17 protein-coding genes are annotated in these 17,293 nt (G+C 24.3%); 4 read left to right on the top strand and 13 right to left on the bottom strand.

Going from position 1 to position 17,293, the window contains the following annotated elements; genetic code table 4:
* Positions 1-392: 392 nt before the first annotated feature.
* From AAHM95_RS07360 to AAHM95_RS07350, 3 genes are all read left to right on the top strand, one after another.
* Entirely contained in the window at positions 393-953 is a 561-nt protein-coding gene (locus AAHM95_RS07360; RefSeq protein WP_338973665.1) for a hypothetical protein, read from the top strand.
* A gap of 117 nt (positions 954-1,070) precedes the next feature.
* Positions 1,071-1,394 (top strand): hypothetical protein, encoded by a 324-nt coding sequence (locus AAHM95_RS07355; protein ID WP_342274529.1) that lies wholly within the window; start codon positions 1,071-1,073, stop codon positions 1,392-1,394.
* Positions 1,395-1,405: 11 nt separating this feature from the next.
* Positions 1,406-1,696 carry a hypothetical protein gene (locus AAHM95_RS07350; protein ID WP_342274528.1) on the top strand — a complete coding sequence of 97 codons (291 nt, stop codon included), beginning with the start codon at positions 1,406-1,408 and terminating at the stop codon, positions 1,694-1,696.
* Between the two features lie 71 nt (positions 1,697-1,767).
* Here AAHM95_RS07350 and AAHM95_RS07345 read toward each other — a convergent pair whose 3' ends face one another.
* Positions 1,768-2,109, bottom strand: coding sequence for a hypothetical protein (locus AAHM95_RS07345; protein ID WP_338973668.1), 342 nt, complete (start codon positions 2,107-2,109; stop codon positions 1,768-1,770).
* Between the two features lie 255 nt (positions 2,110-2,364).
* On the opposite strand from AAHM95_RS07345, the gene AAHM95_RS07340 reads away from it, so the two are divergent.
* Entirely contained in the window at positions 2,365-3,057 is a 693-nt protein-coding gene (locus AAHM95_RS07340) for an SDR family oxidoreductase (protein ID WP_425289632.1), read from the top strand.
* Positions 3,058-3,192: 135 nt separating this feature from the next.
* Here the strand turns inward: AAHM95_RS07340 and AAHM95_RS07335 are convergent, their stop codons facing one another.
* The 12 genes from AAHM95_RS07335 to rny form a co-directional block, all read right to left on the bottom strand.
* A complete protein-coding gene (locus tag AAHM95_RS07335; RefSeq protein WP_342274527.1) occupies positions 3,193-3,723 on the bottom strand; it encodes a hypothetical protein in 531 nt (176 codons plus the stop codon).
* Positions 3,724-4,321: 598 nt separating this feature from the next.
* Positions 4,322-4,876, bottom strand: coding sequence for a hypothetical protein (locus AAHM95_RS07330; protein ID WP_338973674.1), 555 nt, complete (start codon positions 4,874-4,876; stop codon positions 4,322-4,324).
* Positions 4,877-5,022: 146 nt separating this feature from the next.
* Entirely contained in the window at positions 5,023-5,829 is an 807-nt protein-coding gene (locus AAHM95_RS07325) for an SDR family NAD(P)-dependent oxidoreductase (protein WP_252320132.1), read from the bottom strand.
* A 23-nt stretch (positions 5,830-5,852) separates the two neighbouring features.
* The gene (pgsA, locus tag AAHM95_RS07320; RefSeq protein WP_342274526.1) at positions 5,853-6,494 is read right to left on the bottom strand and encodes a CDP-diacylglycerol--glycerol-3-phosphate 3-phosphatidyltransferase; all 642 of its coding nucleotides are present in this window, start codon (positions 6,492-6,494) and stop codon (positions 5,853-5,855) included.
* Between the two features lie 210 nt (positions 6,495-6,704).
* Positions 6,705-8,588 carry a VirD4-like conjugal transfer protein, CD1115 family gene (locus tag AAHM95_RS07315; protein ID WP_342274525.1) on the bottom strand — a complete coding sequence of 628 codons (1,884 nt, stop codon included), beginning with the start codon at positions 8,586-8,588 and terminating at the stop codon, positions 6,705-6,707.
* 45 nt (positions 8,589-8,633) lie between these two features.
* On the bottom strand, positions 8,634-8,762 hold the full coding sequence (locus AAHM95_RS07310; RefSeq protein ID WP_255495888.1) for a hypothetical protein: 129 nt from the start codon (positions 8,760-8,762) through the stop codon (positions 8,634-8,636).
* Positions 8,763-8,796: 34 nt separating this feature from the next.
* Positions 8,797-10,155 carry an Mbov_0396 family ICE element transmembrane protein gene (locus tag AAHM95_RS07305; protein ID WP_342274524.1) on the bottom strand — a complete coding sequence of 453 codons (1,359 nt, stop codon included), beginning with the start codon at positions 10,153-10,155 and terminating at the stop codon, positions 8,797-8,799.
* 54 nt (positions 10,156-10,209) lie between these two features.
* Positions 10,210-10,512 carry a hypothetical protein gene (locus tag AAHM95_RS07300; RefSeq protein ID WP_338960438.1) on the bottom strand — a complete coding sequence of 101 codons (303 nt, stop codon included), beginning with the start codon at positions 10,510-10,512 and terminating at the stop codon, positions 10,210-10,212.
* Between the two features lie 365 nt (positions 10,513-10,877).
* Positions 10,878-13,565: an Mbov_0397 family ICE element conjugal transfer ATPase gene (locus AAHM95_RS07295; RefSeq protein ID WP_342274523.1), complete on the bottom strand. Its 2,688-nt coding sequence runs from the start codon at positions 13,563-13,565 to the stop codon at positions 10,878-10,880.
* A complete protein-coding gene (locus tag AAHM95_RS07290; protein WP_174480064.1) occupies positions 13,546-13,797 on the bottom strand; it encodes a hypothetical protein in 252 nt (83 codons plus the stop codon). The genes AAHM95_RS07295 and AAHM95_RS07290 overlap by 20 nt, the downstream gene beginning before the upstream one ends.
* A gap of 331 nt (positions 13,798-14,128) precedes the next feature.
* On the bottom strand, positions 14,129-15,484 hold the full coding sequence (gene ffh, locus AAHM95_RS07285; protein ID WP_342274522.1) for a signal recognition particle protein: 1,356 nt from the start codon (positions 15,482-15,484) through the stop codon (positions 14,129-14,131).
* Between the two features lie 163 nt (positions 15,485-15,647).
* The gene (rny, locus tag AAHM95_RS07280) at positions 15,648-17,222 is read right to left on the bottom strand and encodes a ribonuclease Y (RefSeq protein WP_342274521.1); all 1,575 of its coding nucleotides are present in this window, start codon (positions 17,220-17,222) and stop codon (positions 15,648-15,650) included.
* Positions 17,223-17,293 lie beyond the last annotated feature (71 nt).

Here is a 17,293-nt window from a genome sequence, read left to right as displayed (position 1 = left end):
ATTTTTAATAGTAATAATAATTTTCTTGATTATAACATAAATATATAAAATCATTATAATATACAAATTTAACTATTGATAATATTGATAATATTTTAAAAAATAATTGTTTTTGCTTAGTTTTGTTTTAAACATTATTAAAATAAAATATTAGAAAAATTTATATTTTTATGCAAGCATTATTTTTTTATTGTATATTCATTTTTTCAATTATAGACTTAAATTAAGATTTACAAAAAATATTTTTATCTAATATCACTTTCACATTATTATAAATATCTTACTATTATCGATATTAAAAATAAAAAAATATTACATTAGGTAAATCTTAATCTTAAAATAAACTAAAACTAAAAATAATAATTTATTTTAGTAACAAAGGAGAATAAAATATGCAAAAAACTACATTTATTTTAGGGCATTTAAAAATTGAACATACAACTACTACTGGAAATACTGATAGTAATAATATTAATGTACTAGATAACGTTGATCCTATTAGTGTGCAAGCTAACTTAAACAGTATGGTTCCATATATTAATCAAATATTAGAAGCTTTACCAGCTACAGAAAAAGTTGCGTTTTTAAAAGATGAACAATATCCAAATGGAACATTCGTATTAGTAACAAGTGCTGGTATAACACCAATTGTACCACAATATTTACTTACTAGACTTCAAGAAACAGCTCCAAAAGCATATATATTAGCACAAGGTCAACAATGAGGATGATCAATTGCTAGTCAAACAGATGTTTCTATTAACGATTTAGAAAATCAATTTGAAGAACATACAAAAAAATGTTTAAATGCATATATAGCTTCAGGAGATGAACTAGATTATAAAATGGATTTCATTTATAAAGTTGTAGCAACCGTACCTAATGCGCCACAAGTAACTGCTAGTTCATCAGTTAAATTCCACTTTACTGTTAAAGCAGTTAAAAAAGCGTAATTAAATAATTTTAGTAATTCATAAAATATAATATTTTTTATATTTTCTTAGTACCTAGGTCAATTTAGTATTACTAAATAACCTAGGTTATATTATTAAATAAAAGGAGAAGTACTAATGAACAATAAAAATATCAATGAAAAAATTAAAATTATAATGAAAACAAAAATAACCAATAACGAAGAAAAAAATAAAAATAAAAATAACACTAATAATAATTATGAAACGGTAAGATATAAAGTACCTGTTTTTGATTTTAATGATGTTAATCAAATTAAAGAAAACTTAAATAGTATGACTATTTATATTACTCAACTTTTAGACTTATCACCACTCACTAGAATATTCTTATTAAAAAATAATGACTATCCAAGTGGAATGTTTGCAGTAAGGGATAGAAAAACAACAGAAAAAAATATAACATTATCGCCGAACAAGTAACATTAGATTATATGCGTAATTTGTTTCAAGCAGCTTATAACCAAGCCAGTATTAATAAAACCTGAGAATGATTCATTAATGATTTAAACAATGTTACTATTCCAAATTTAACAAATTCATTTAAAGAACATTTAGAAAAATGCAGAATAGAAGCAATTTCAGTAGGTGATCAATTTTTAAACTACAAAATGAATTATCCAATAACAATAAAGGTAATGATTGAAGGCAAAGTTGTTGATGTAACTTCAAGTGAAACTTTTGAATATACTGTCAAAATTGCTGATTTTAATAATAATGATTAGATTCATTAATTAACTAAATAAAAATACATAAATTCTAATAAATATTTATCAAAAATAATGTTATTGTTATTTTACTTTTTAGGAAATTTAAAAATATAATAATTATATAAAAAACAAATTATACTTATAGATAAAAATATAGGAGTTAAAAATATTGTAAAAACAACACCACATCTTACATTTGAAATGTTAAATCAATCATTTAAATTATTATTAAATACATCTAAAATTCCATTTAAATGAGAATACTCTTTATATTTTCCTGCGATTAATCCAAAACCATTAGTGACTAATTCTGTATGACTTCCTATTAACACTTTGCTAGTAAGTAAACTTAATCCAATTATCATAAATAAAAACCCAAGAATAATAATTGCTAAAATAAATCAATTAATTTTTTTATAATTTACCATTTTTTACCACCGTTTCTTTTTTATTTTCTTAAGCAGAGAATTTACAATTACTTAGTTTTGTAAATCATTATTTTTTCTTTAATTTAATATTCATTAATTATACATACATTTATTAAACATTTCTGTTAAAAACAATTTTAATTGCATTAATTATTAAAAATAAAAAAAATGATCATTGTTGATCAATAGTTTAGAGGTGAATACACATGAAATCAAAAGTTATCGTAATCACAGGGGGCTTCTAGTGGTATTGGTATGGAAACAGCTAAGTTATTAGCAAGCGCCGGTCATAAATTAATTTTAGCTGCAAGAAGAGAAGAAAAACTTAAGGCATTAGTTACTAGTATTAAAAATAAAAATGGTGAAGCAAATTATTTAGTAACTGATGTCACCAAACATCATGAGGTAGAAAAACTAGCACAATTTGCAATTAAAACATTTAATAAAATTGATGTTTGAATTAATAATGCAGGAATTATGATACTAACATCTTTAAAACAAAAAAACATTAAAGACTGAGATGAAACAATTGATGTCAATATTAAAGGAACACTTTATGGTATTGCTGCATCATTACCATTAATGTATCAACAAAATTCAGGTCATATCATTAATATTTCATCAATTGCTGGTCATTTTGCTCATGCTGGTGAAGCAGTTTACTCAGCAACAAAATGAGCAGTTAGAGCAATTAGTGAATCATTAAGAGAAGAAGTAGCAAAGGATAAAACTAATATTAGAATTACAGTAATTTCACCTGGAGCAATCAATACTGAATTATTGAATAGAGTAACTGATAAAGAATTTAGTTCTGAATTTAAAGAATATTATAAAACTTATAGCATATCTGCCGAACGAATAGCACTAACAATAAAACAAGCAATTGAATTACCTGCTGATGCTACTTGAAATGAAATTATTATTAGACCAACCAATGAAATAATGTAAAAATAAAAAAATAAAGAATATTTATCTAATTTTTGAATTTTAAAATACTTTAGACAATTCTTTATTATTTTTTAATTTTAAAAGAGAGAGAAATTTAATATTAAGAATTTTTATATTTTTAATTGTTTTAAGAAATTATTCTTTCAAAGTATTGTCACTATAACTTACAATTTTATTATTTAAATTTAAATTTTTATTAATACCAATATTGGCAATTGTATTAATACTTGATATTGGTAATGTTTTTACTCTAAAAGATAAATCATGAATTTCAGTTTCATTTAAGACACGAAGTTCTCCATTGATTAAGTATTCATCACCAATTCTAAAGTTTTTAATTCAAGTTGCACGATTAAGATCAGCATAACTAATATCTTCCTCGCGAAAACTTAAAATAGAATTATTATTAGATTTTTTCAATTTAATAATAGATAAGTTATCACCTAATAAGCCTAGGCTTTGCTCATGTTGTTCAATTGAATTTCTAATAATAGGAATTATTAAACATTTTTGATCAGGAGTTTGTGTTCAAATGATAACCGTTTCAAGTTTGCAACCATTACAATATTGATAATTACAATTTATATTTTCACATCTAGTTTCGTTAGTTGTTTTTGTTAATGGCACATTGGCAAAATAAATGCCACAATTTATAATATTATGCATTTAATAAACCTCATTTTCTAAAGTTTTAATAATACTTTTACTATAAACAAACTTAATTACCATAAAAGAGTAAATTTGACTTTAAACTTAATACTTTTAAATTATAATTATATAAATTTTAAAATGTTTTTAATTATTAGTCTGTATAAATTTTGGTTTAAGGGTAAGTGGGAATATTAATTTATGAAATTGGAATAGATATTAAATTGAGTTTTTAAACTAAATTAAAGACTCATATCAATAAATTAAAATACAAAACCCTTACATGAAAATTACTCATATAAGGGCATAAAGCCAAATTTACAATTTTAAATTAATTAAACTGATGTTTTGTCCTAAAGTTTTAGGACAAATATAATAATAACAAATTTAAACCAAATTACAATAGAATCTCATACTGTATATAATATATTTTGATTAATCATTATTATAAATTATTATTAATGCTTTAATTAATTTTATAATATAAATATTATTTATTTTATTATAATTATTTTATTTTAAAAAACAAAAAAATAAATAAAAGTAGTACTTAAGTACTACTTTTATAATATAATTTCTCTAATTAAGTTAAAAAAATAATATTTTAAACTATAAATTAAAATTCATGCAAATTTAACTTTAAACTAGTAGTAAAATAACCTCTTACAAACTGAGTATCTTTTTCATTATTTGCTGTAACTGTTTCAACACTAACAAATTTAAAAATAAATGCTTTTTGATTTCAATCATAATCGTAACTAACTGTTTGTTGAACTTTATTCATATTTCCTTCATGTGAAATACTATTATCAATAAACTTTGTATCACTAGATACAATAACTGAATTCTTACTTTGATCATTATAATAATAATCTTTTCCATTTATATGAAAATCGACATGACTTTTTATATCAGTTAATTCTATATATTTTAATTTTGAAGGATCACTAAAAAGAACAATAACATTTTTTTCAAAAGTTTTAGTTGTAGTTTCTCCATTATCAGCAAAAATAGGGTATTCAACAATATCAATTTGTTGTATTACATCATGTAAATTATCAACATTTATTAAATTGGAATTTTTTACATATGAATTTAATATCGAAGAAGTTGAAAATATTGATGCTGCTGATAATGCTGCTGTTGTTAACATTGATAAATATTTTTTCATAAATAACACCTCTTTTTTAATAACTTCTTAAAATCTTAAGAAGTTGGATACATCATAAACCTTTCTTTTAAAAAAACAATAAAAAACATTTATTATAAATGTTTTTTAATAATTTTTACGATTAAAATAAAAAATGAAATTCATTATTAGCGATTTTTTTGATAATTATATACTAATTTAAGTACTGTTTTTAAAGGTAATATTCTAATAATAGTTCTTGTAATTTTATTAGAAATTCCTGTAATAATAAAACTTTTTCTTTTTGTTTTTAAGGCTGTTTGTAAAGACTTTTTAGCATAAGTTTCAGTATCTAAAACTGGTAATAATGAACTATAATGTTCTTTATTTCCTTTACCATTACTACTACGATTTCAAAATTCAGTTTTTAATGGACCTGGACAAATTGTAATTACTCTTACTTTACTTTTTGCTCTTTTTAATTCATAATTAACTGCAACACCTAAACTTCAAACATATGATTTAGAAGCATAATAACTAGCAAAAACAGGCCCTGGACTAAAAGCTGCCATACTTCCAATATTAATAACACGACCATAATTATTTTTACTAAAACGTTGAACAAATAACTTTGTTAAAATATGTAAACAAGAAATATTTAAATTAATCATATTTAATTCTTGTTCTAACATGCTATCTGCAAATGTTCCTCAAACACCATAACCAGCATTATTAATAACTACTGTTACATTTAATTCTTTTGATAACTCAAATAATTTATAAATATTTTTTAAATCAGATAAATCTAAATCATAATTTTTAACTTGTAAGTGTGGATACTTATCTGCTAATTCTAATATTTTTTTACTATCACGTGATACCCCTAATACGTGATAACCTTGTGCTAATAATGCTTGACAGTAATAATATCCCAATCCTTTAGACGCTCCTGTAACTACTGCTCACTGATTCAAAACAATTACTTTATTTATCATTTATATTAATACTCCTTTTATTTTTAGATATTAAACATTTTTTTACTATTTGAACTAATATAATTATAAGCACTAAAAATACTTAATACTGTAGCAACGTACATTGGTATCATTACTAATTGATTAATTAAATCATATTGATCATTATTACTATGACCATTAACACTACCATTTAAAAATCGTCAATTAATAAAAAATAAAATTGTAATTCCTAACATTTGTACTGCTGCCTTTATTCTACCATATTTATCAGCAGCCATTACTGTGCCTTTAGTAGCCAAAATTTGACGAACTACATCAATAATAAAATCACGTAATACCAAAATAACTACCATTCAAACCGGAATTATAGTACCACATGCCATTACAATTAAAACACCATTAGTTAAAAGTTTATCTGCAATTGCATCAAAAAATTTACCAAAAGTTGTTACCTGATTAAATTTTCTTGCTCATCATCCATCAATAAAATCACTAATGGCAGCAATAATAAATAAAATTGCTGCTATTAACCAACTAATTGGTAAACTATAATTATTAATATTAATACTTGTTATTCAAAGATGATAAAAATTATCATTATCTATTGGACCGATAATCATTAAACTAACAATAATTGGAACTAATATTAATCTTATTAAAGAAATAATATTGGGAACATTCATATTTAAAATCCTTTCATATAAGTTTATTTATAATATTTAACATTATTATGTACTTACCTTTTTTAGCATAATTTATAAAAAGTAAAACTTATATTTTTGATCTATTCATGAAATAAGTATATCGTTATTTTCTATATCTATCAATAATATACATTTATATATTAAAATAAATATTCTTTTATATACAATTTCTTAACTATTGTTTGTTTTTTATTTTTCTGATTTTTCTCTTTCGGCAGCAGCTTGTGGATTTTTTCTTTTCTCAATATAATAGAATAAGCCAATATAACTTAAATAATAATCTTTATTAAAATCAATTAAACGTGAAACATTTGTAACAGTTGCTTGTCCTGCCGGTTTACTTCCTCATTCATAAAACGGAATTAAACGTGTTTTTGCTGGATTATGTTTTGCTAAAAAAATAACAGCAGTATCAAAATCTAATTTCATTAACTCACTACCTGTAATTAATTTTTTACCTTGTAATGATGAATTAATATTATCAGCTTTTTTATCTTTATTACCAGAATGGCTATAATTAATAATTGTTTTTTCACCGAACATATCTGAATATTTATTAGCAGTTTGTAAATCCATAGTTTGCAAAAAAGTATGCAAAATACAGTTATTAAAAATAGTTTCTGCTGTTTCTTTACCATATTTTTGTGTTAATTGTTGTAAATCTTGCATAATCATCATGAAAAAAATATTACGACTTCGTGCAACAGTAATCATTTGTGCCATACTAGCAATCGTTGGTATATTACCAAACTCATCAAATAAAAAGTATAAAGGACGTGGTAATTTAATATCAGGCAAAGTACTTGCATAACGAATTGTATTTTTATATAACTGTGCAATAAACATTGATACAAAAGCATTACGTTCATTACTTTCATCAGGTACAACTAAGAAAACAGCACTTGGTTTTTTTACAATTTCATCTAAATTTATATCATTACTACAACTAATATTTCGTGTCACTGGATCAGTAAATAAACGTAATCCATTAGCAACCATTTGACTAATTGATCCCGCAGTTTCTTCAGCACCTTCTAATGCACCTAAACCAATTTGACGAGCTAAACTATGAGTTGGCATTTTTTTTAGAATTTCAACATATCGTTGACGATTAGTAGCAACAATAGCAGCATTTGACATACTAAAGTATTTTAACGGAACATCAGGTTGATCTTCAAGTTGTTCTAGCATAAATAACATAATTGATTTAACAACTTGCATCGCTGATTGATTTCAAAATTTTTGTTTTGGATCTGATTCAGGAAATAAGGCTTCAACAATATCATTAATTCATGATAATGCCATTGATTCATAAGTAATTGATTCATTTAAAGGATTATTTTCTTTTTTTAAACGCATTGATTCTACATAAAAATCATATACTTTAACAAAAGGATTTCATGAATTAGATACTGATGTATCACGTAAATTAATAACATAAACATCGTAACCATTATCTTTTAATATTTTAGAATGATTTTGAAATAATTCTCCTTTTGGGTCAGTAATAACCATTGATGGTTTAATTTTTGATTGGGCATTTAAATATATAGTTGGAATAACTAATTTTTGAGTTTTACCACTTCCTGTTCCCCCAATTACAATATTATGAGCATCAGACTTAATATTAAATTGGACACCACCAATTTTAGTCTTTGTTGTTTGAACAACAATACCGTAATCATTTTCAACAGTTTTTGATAAAGGAAAGGTATTAGCAATTTCAGTGGGTGTTAATCAAGCAGCAGATCCATACACTTTATTTTTTGAATCACGTAAAAAGCGACTTTTATTATGAGTTTCACGATAAATTTTATATTTATGAATCATAAAGTAAGATAATAAAACTGAAAATTCAATAAGAAATAGAATTAAAAATATTAATCAATAATTAATAACATCCTGTATTAAAAATTTAAGTGTAAATGGTTGTTGATTATCCCCACTATGAGAAAACATGTTACGAACAAAGACTAAAGCATAAACTAATAAAGTATTTATTAATACTAAAAAGGCTATAACAATTATAATTACTGCTGGTAGTACTCATTTTTTTTGACGAATAAATTTCATTTTTATGTTCCTTTATTTTTTATATATTTTATAATAATTTATATTTTACCCATATTGGGAAATAACACCAGCAATACCTGATATTATTAATAATAAAATACCAATAGTTACATTACGTCTTCAACGATAACTTTTTTTCTTTTTAAATTCATTTTTTGTTTTTTTAAATTTCATGATTATTTCTCCAAGATTTTAATATTTTACTTTTTTATTCATCAGAATCTCCTCTTCTTGCATTCTTTCTAATATTATTTAAATTTACAACAGGTTCCTTAAAAGCAGCATTAGCCATATTTTTTAATCCAACGAAAGGACTTTTTAAATTATTTTTTGTATCTTGTCATTTAGTACCATGATCATTAGAATTTTGAAATTTACCAATTCCTTTAGCAACTCCTTTAGTACCTTTACCTAAATAACCCGCGATACCATTTTTTAATAGTCCATTTGCTTTCTTTTCGCTACCATCAGGATTTCTTCCATCTTTAGCACCACCAAATGCAATTTGTTTTCCAAGTTTTAATGCACCAGCACCACCGGCTGCAAGGCTAGCAAAAGTCCGAGCTTTACCCATAATATTTCCAGCAATAGCTGCTCCATTAGAATCAATAGCACTTTGTACACCTAAGTTTTGTGTTACTAAGTGATTAATAATTTTTTGAGTTCTTAAACAACTAATAGCACCGGCTGTACAAAATAATGTATATAAAACTTGTTTTTCAAGTCAACTAAAATTAGTATTATTAGTAATATCTACTATTGCTTTTGGTAATATTTCAAGGAATATATAAATAGGTAACATCGTTCCTGGACCAATAATAAACTTACCTATTACCATTTCTTTTCAAACACCCAATCTTTTTCCTTGATCAACAGGCATCATAGAAGCAACAATTGGTGATATTGAAAATAAAAGTAATAAATCAATAATTCTTTCAACCAATGTCATTGATGCAACAAATAATACATATAAAGTAAATCACACCGCAATAATTTCAAGAATAAAGTTTCAATGTTTTAATTGAGAAATAGATGGCATTGAATAAACACTAGGATCATGCTGAGCAGCATTAGCATCGGGTGCACCAATACCTCATAATAAATCAGCTAAACTAGCATTTTTTCCTAAAGCTGTAATTTGTAAAACTGCCAATAATCCTGTTATTAAATAATTTATAGTACTCATAAAAAATGGAATGAAAACAATTACTAAAAAAGCTAAAAATGTATTTTTTATAGCCTTACCTAATTTTTCTCTAATTGTATGTGTTTCAGTAAATTGGATAATAATTAATTGCATAATAAACATAATAAGTATTACGCCAATTGAAACAATTGCTAATGCTGAAAAAAATACTGGTAAATTTTTACTATTAAGTGGGTTTTTAGTAAAATCTCCAAAAACTAAATTAGTTATCGCATCAGTTGTTAAATAATCAAATATGCCGCCATGACCATGATTAGGTGATCTCAATAAAATGTCAATTAAATATAATGGTCCTTGAATGAAAATAAGTCAAGGTATAAATAATAAAGCTCCTAGTATAATATCTGTTAGTCAATCCATATTTTCATCTCTTTTCTCTTCATAACTTAATATCAAGTTAATATATAACTTTCTTTAGTTAGTAGGAAGAATATTTGGATTACCACCAAAGGCTTGCACAAGAGCAATTATTATTGCTGATGCAGTAATACCAATAATTGGTGCAATTAATGTATACATAAACGCTTTTTTAATCTCACTTCTACGTTGTGGATCATCACCAGCAGCCGCTAAATCTTTTGCCAATATAATTATTTTAAAAACACTAAATGCAATTAAAGCAGCAATTAGCAATCCTGCAACTGCCGAAACATAAGGTTTTGCTACATCAATGATTTTATTTATATCAGGTCCATCTGATAGATAATTAAAAATCATAAGTTTTTTCTCCTTAAATAATAAAAAAATAAAATTATTTACTAATCAAAATTGCTTATAAAGCATGAATTTATCTAATAATATAATAAACCCTATTTTACTCCTTAAAGAGATAAATTAGGACTTACAGTCAAATTCATATGTTATAAATAATGTTGATACACATTAATTATAGTTGGTTTTAAAATAAAGTAAATAAAAATTTTCAATTTTATCAACTTATTTTTTATTATTTTATAAAATTTATTATTTAAATAAAATCATATTAATAAAACTTATAAGTTTTATTAATATGAAAGTATCTTTATTTAATTTAAAAATAAATTAACAATTATTGATGAAATCGATAATGTATAAAAAATATACTAATTTTCAATTTCTTTATTTTTTATATTTTTAATTGCTTGTTTTTCAGCATCACTAACATTAATATTTAAACACATACGATATAAACTAGAAATAGCAAAAAGACATTCACCAACTTTAGCACGAGCAATAAAATCAGTTTCATTAGCAGAAATGCCACCATATGAAGAATACAATTCATTTAATGCTGCTAAATCATGAGGTTGTAAGTTTAATACTTTTAAATATTGACTTGAGTTAATAATAGCAGTAGTATATTTTTTAATTTCTTCAGAACCAAGAAAATCGTTAATATTTTGTGTAATAATATTTATCATACCTGTATACTTACGAATTCTCTTAACAATTTGATACATAAATAATAATGCTGCTGGAAATTCTTTATCAATAAGTAAATGGGCTTCATCAATAGTAATTGAAATTCATTGTTGTTTATTATTAATTTCATTATCATTTTTATTCTTTCGTACTTCATTTTCAATATATTTCAAAATTAAAAACATTTGAGCGTTAACTAAACGTTTATTCCCTGATTGCGTTAAAGTATATAAATCATAAACTTGTAATAAACTACTGCTATTAATATTAGTATGAGCATTTCATAAATTAGCATCAGTACCACCAGTTGCAAATCTTGATAATATAATTAGTAAATTTTTTAATTCATTTTTACTTCTAATCTCTTCTTCTTTAACCATATCAGATTCAATAATATCATATAAATCTTGAAAAATTGGAAATTGATTTGGTTTTAATAAATGAATTTTTGTTCGAGAAGTAATACCAAATTTTTCATACATTAAATTTACATAAATCATTAATAAACTTGATTCATTTCTCGTTAATCCACCAGTAGCAACGTTTAAAAATTGTTCTAAGAATTGCATATGTGGTGCTAAAATATCACGAGTATTATTATCATTAGTATTATCATCACTCAGTGCCAATGTAATTTGAAATGGATTAATATTGCCACAAGAACCATCACCAACATCAATTCAACTTCCATCATGATAATTACATAAATCGCGATATTCACGTTCAGGATCAATAACAATTACTTTATGACCAAGCATAATTTGATAATTTACTTCTTTTTTAGAAGTATAAGATTTTCCTGAACCACTAGTACCAATAATTAGTTGATTATGATTTTTACGAGTACTACTTTTAGTTCTTTGATCAAAAAATACTTTATTACCACTTTCATTAAATCCAAGAAATAATCCTTGTTTATCATTTAATTCTTGATTTAAAAAAGGAAAACTAGCACCTATTGTTAAACATGGCATTTCGTGACCTGTTTCTTTAAATCAATCAGCACTATCTGGCATTACTGATAAAAAAGCTTCTAATTGACGATAATATAATTTATCAAACTTCATATTATTATTTTTTATTTCGTATTCGGCAGTACTAATATTTTGTTTAAGTTGCTTACGATCAGCACCATTAATTAACAAATACATATTAGTATTAAATATTTTTTCACCACCACCAGCAATTTGATCTAATAATTCATTTAATGATTGATAATGATAATCATAATCTCTTCGTTCTGATAATGATTTTGTCATAAAATTTAAAGTTGCTAAATTTTGCATAGCTTTATTCAATTGTTTTTTAGCACTTTCTTCACTGATACTATTAAAAGTAAAGATTAAACTAGTATTAGGAATATTTACTAAATTTGCTAATCAGACTGCTGAAACTTCAAATGGATAATCATATATGTTATAAACAGTTTGAAAACAATTAGCAAATTCTAAATTATTCTTATGAACTAATAATTCTTTAATCGCCAAATTATTAGTTAAATCTTTACTTTTAACAGTTTCTTCTTTTTTTGTAGTAAACATTTCTTCTAAGGAAGCATTTTCATTAGAATTTATTAATTTACTATAAACAACCATCATTTCAAAACAATTAATATCACTAGCTTTAACACCACTACGACTGATATAATTTTTAAAAGCATTTACTTCTTCTTTTAATTTTTCTTGATTTGATGAATAAAAAAATAAGTAAAAAAATGGTTGCGTCATTTCATTTTGATTTTGAATTTCATTATTAGCATTAATTGCTGATATCATTTGAAATTTTCTTGCTAATTTTGCTTTTTCACTAATATTTTCTAAATCAATTTTTTCGAGTTGTTCTTTATAAAAATTAGTTTGTACAGTTACATCTAAAGGCATATCAATCTTTATTAAAGACATAGAAATATTAATAATTTTAAAAGCTGCAGCTAAATCTTTAATTTTATTTGAGGCTTCTTCATTAGATAATAATGTAATATTAAAACCCTCCAATAATAAAGCTCTAGTATAATTTGTATTTTTCACATTTAATTGCATCACATTCTTACTAATAATTTTTTTAAATGGTACTAATATTTGTGAATTTTTTTCAGATTTATAATAACGATTTTTACTATGAAATTTAAATCATAATAAAATAATTTCTCATCCTTTTTTTCTTGTCTGTCAATAAAAAGTAAGCGAAATAGTAGCACAACCAACTAAAATAACAGCTAATATTTTAAAAATAATATCAATTTGCAACAATAAAATAATAATTGAAGCAAATCCAACTACCATTAAAATAATTAATAAATCAATTAAACCAACACTTCTCCAAATTTGTAATTTTACAAATTTAATAGTTTTAGGAATTAAAAATTTCATTTATCTTTTCTTTTGAAATTTCATTAGAATTTAGCGCTGAATTTGGTTTACTGTTTATTTTCTCTATCTTTATACTATTAACACGCTTCTTAAAGCCACAACGACTGCAATTAACTTGAATATTTATTCCTTCTAAGTAATCAGCTATCAAAATTACTCTACCACATCGATAGCAAGCAAAAGAATTTTGTGGCTTTTGAGCTAATCGAACAGATGTATACGTATCTTTCATAATCATTGTCTCCTAACTGAATTTAATTTGTTTACTAAACACAATTCAAAGTTATCTTGTTCCCTAAATATTATTAAGCAACTGAAAAAGAAAAAATAAATTTTTGTTATATTTTTAATTTAAAATAACCCACTATTTAAACACTATTTTCTTTTTAAAATCTAGTTTTACTTTAAAAAATAAATTAAATTTTTAAAAACAAAGAAGAAAATTTAAAAAAATTTTAATAAAATAATATCTATAAAAACTCAAGAAATCAAAGTTTTATACATTTCTTGAGTTAAATAAATTTTAACAAATTAACAAAAAATAACAAATTTTTTTTATTTTTCTAACTTTTTATTAACTTATCTAATCCTGGAATATTTGGCATTTCTCCTTTTTTAATCTGACCAGCAATTTGATCCATAACTTTTTTAGTTTTTTCAAATTGGTTTAAAACTTTATTTAATTCTTTTTCTGAACGACCTGAGCCTTTTAATACTCTTGCTTTTCTAGTTGGATAACGTAAAATTTGTGGCTTTTCACGTTCTTGAGCAGTTGTTGAAGCAATAATATATTCTGCTATTTTTAAATCAGTTTCAGTATCACTAATTTTAGCATCACTAATTTTAGCAGACATACCAGGAATCATTTTTACAAGTGATCCCAATTTACCCATTTTTTGAATTTGCTTCATTTGATTAACAAGGTCATTCAAATCAAATTGACCTAACATCATTCTATTCATAGTTTCTTCAACATCACGAGTTGAAACTATACTTTCGGCCTTCTCCATTAATGTAGTAAGATCACCCATTCCTAAAATACGTTCTGCCATTCTTTCTGGATAAAAAACCTCTAAATCAGTTACCTTTTCACCCATTCCTAAGAACTTAACAGGAATCTTTGTTAAATAAGAAATTGAAAGAGCTGAACCACCCTTAGCAGTACCATCTAATTTAGTGATTATGCTTCCAGTAATAGGAATAGTATTATTAAACTCAATAGCAACATTAATTATATCTTGTCCTGCCATACCATCACAAACAAGTAAAACTTCTTTTGGTGAAGTAATTTTTCTTATTTCTGCTAGTTCTTGCATTAATTTTTCATCAATGTGTAATCTTCCAGCTGTATCAATTAATATTACATCAAACTTATTTTTATTAGCATATATTTGAGCATTTTTAACAATATTAGTAGGAGTTTCATTTTTTTGGGAAAAAACTTCAATATTCAATTGTTTTCCTAAAACTTTTAATTGTTCAACAGCAGCTGGACGATAAATATCTCCTGCAACTAGTAAACATTTTTTTTGATATTTATCTGTTAACAACTTTGCTAGTTTAGATATTGTTGTTGTTTTACCAGAACCTTGTAAACCAACTATCATAATAACAGTAGGATTAGTAGATAAATCTAATTCAACATTCTTAGTACCCATAATCTTTGTTAATTCATCATGAATAATTTTAATTAACATTTCTTTTTGATCTAAGCCTTCTTTAATAAATTCACCTTTTGCTTTATTAATAATTTCATTAGTTAAAGTTTTAACCACCCTAAAATTAACATCAGCCTCTAACAAAATTAATCTGAATTCTTTAATTGTTGCTTCCATATTTTCCATGGTTAAAGTTTTTTTACTTAAATTTTTTTCTAATGTTTTTTGTACTTTTTTTGACATAATGTCAGCAAAACTCATATTTATATTCTCCTCTATTTTTAAGACTATATTATTTTAACACTAAAATAATAATGAAAAAATAAATTAAGCATAAAAAATAAATATTTGAATTAACAAATTATATATTTTATAAAGTTAAAAGAGAACCTAAGGGTTCTCTAAAAAACAATTAATTAATTTTTTAATTAATTAATTCTGTTGCTCTTACTTCACGAATAACAGTAATATGAATATCGCCTGGTATTGTAATCATTTGTTCTAATTTTTGTTTTAAGTTTCTTGCTAATATATGAGCATCAAAATCATTAATAACTTTAGGATCAACAATAACTCTAATTTGTCTTCCGGCCTGAACAGCATATGCTTTTTCTACGCCTTTAACAGATTTACACAAATCTTCAATTTCTTTAATTCTAGTTATAAATTCTTCTAATGAATTATTTCTTGAACCAGGTCTAGCTGCTGATAATGTATCAGCAGCTGAAACTAAAGAAGAGTAAACATTATCTTTTGCAACATCAGCATGATGAGAATGAATAGCATTAATAATAATATCACTTTCACCATATTTTTTTGCTAAAATCACACCATTATAAACATGTGAACCTTCTAATTCATAATCAGCGGCTTTACCAATATCATGTAATAAACCAGCACGTTTTGCAATATTAACATCTAAACCCAATTCAGCTGCCATTGCTCCTGCAAGTTTGGCAACTTCAAAGGAATGCAATAAAACATTTTGACCATAACTTGTACGATATTTTAATCTTCCAATATAAGATACTAACTCTGGTTCAAAACCAGTTAATTTTAACTCATCAATAATTTTTTTACCATCAACTTTAAAACCTTCATTTAATTCCTGCTCATGAAATCTCAAGATTTCTTCAATTCTAATTGGATGAATTCTTCCATCTTTAACTAAATCTTCTAAAGCTCTAGTTGCAATTTCTCTTCTGATCGGATTAAATGAAGAAATTTGAATTGTTTCTGGCGTATCATCAATGATAATATCTACACCTGCTGTTAACTCAAAAGATTTAATATTTCTACCCTCTTTACCAATAATTCTGCCTTTCATTTCTTCATTAGGCAACTTAACGTATGATACTGACTTATCAACAATAAAATTACTTGCATAACGTTCTATTGCTTCACTAACAATATTATTGGCTAACTCTTTAGATTGAAGTTTAATATTATATTCATGATTTTTAATAATTTTATTAAATTCTAATGATAATTTTTCTTTTAATTTACTAAACAATTCATCTTTTGCTTCATTTCGACTCATACCAGAAATTTTTTCTAATTCCATAATAATTTGATCAATTTTTTGATGATATTCTAATTTAACATTTTTTACAATTTCACGTTGATGATAAAGATTTTGTGTTTGTGTTTCAATTATTTCTTCACGTTCACTTAATTTGCGTTCTCTTTTATTTAAAAGTTTCTCATATTCTAAATTTTGTTCTTTACGATATTCAATCTCTAAATACAAATCTTTTTTCATTTTACTTATTTCAATTTTTGCATCGGCTCTTGAGGATTGAATTAATTTTTGAGATTCTTTTTTTCTCTTTAAAATATTAGTAAAACTTTGTTGTTCTTTAATTTTTAAATACATTTTTCTAATTAGAAATCCAGCAATTATCCCTACTATCATTGCTAGAAAAATTGATATACCTACTCACATTCCAAACTGTTGACTACTTATATTTGATAATATAGCTAACATATTTTTTTCCATTTATATTTCTCTCCTTGCTGTAAAACACCTACAAGAAAAAGAATCATTACACTCAAAAACTTAAATAAAAT

The sequence above is a fragment of the Spiroplasma endosymbiont of Phycita roborella genome (genome assembly GCF_964031195.1).
In the GTDB taxonomy this organism is placed as follows: domain Bacteria; phylum Bacillota_I; class Bacilli_A; order Mycoplasmatales; family VBWQ01; genus Spiroplasma_E; species Spiroplasma_E ixodetis_A.
Note: the sequence above shows the minus strand (reverse complement) of the source record. Positions and strands in the feature narration are given on the sequence as shown.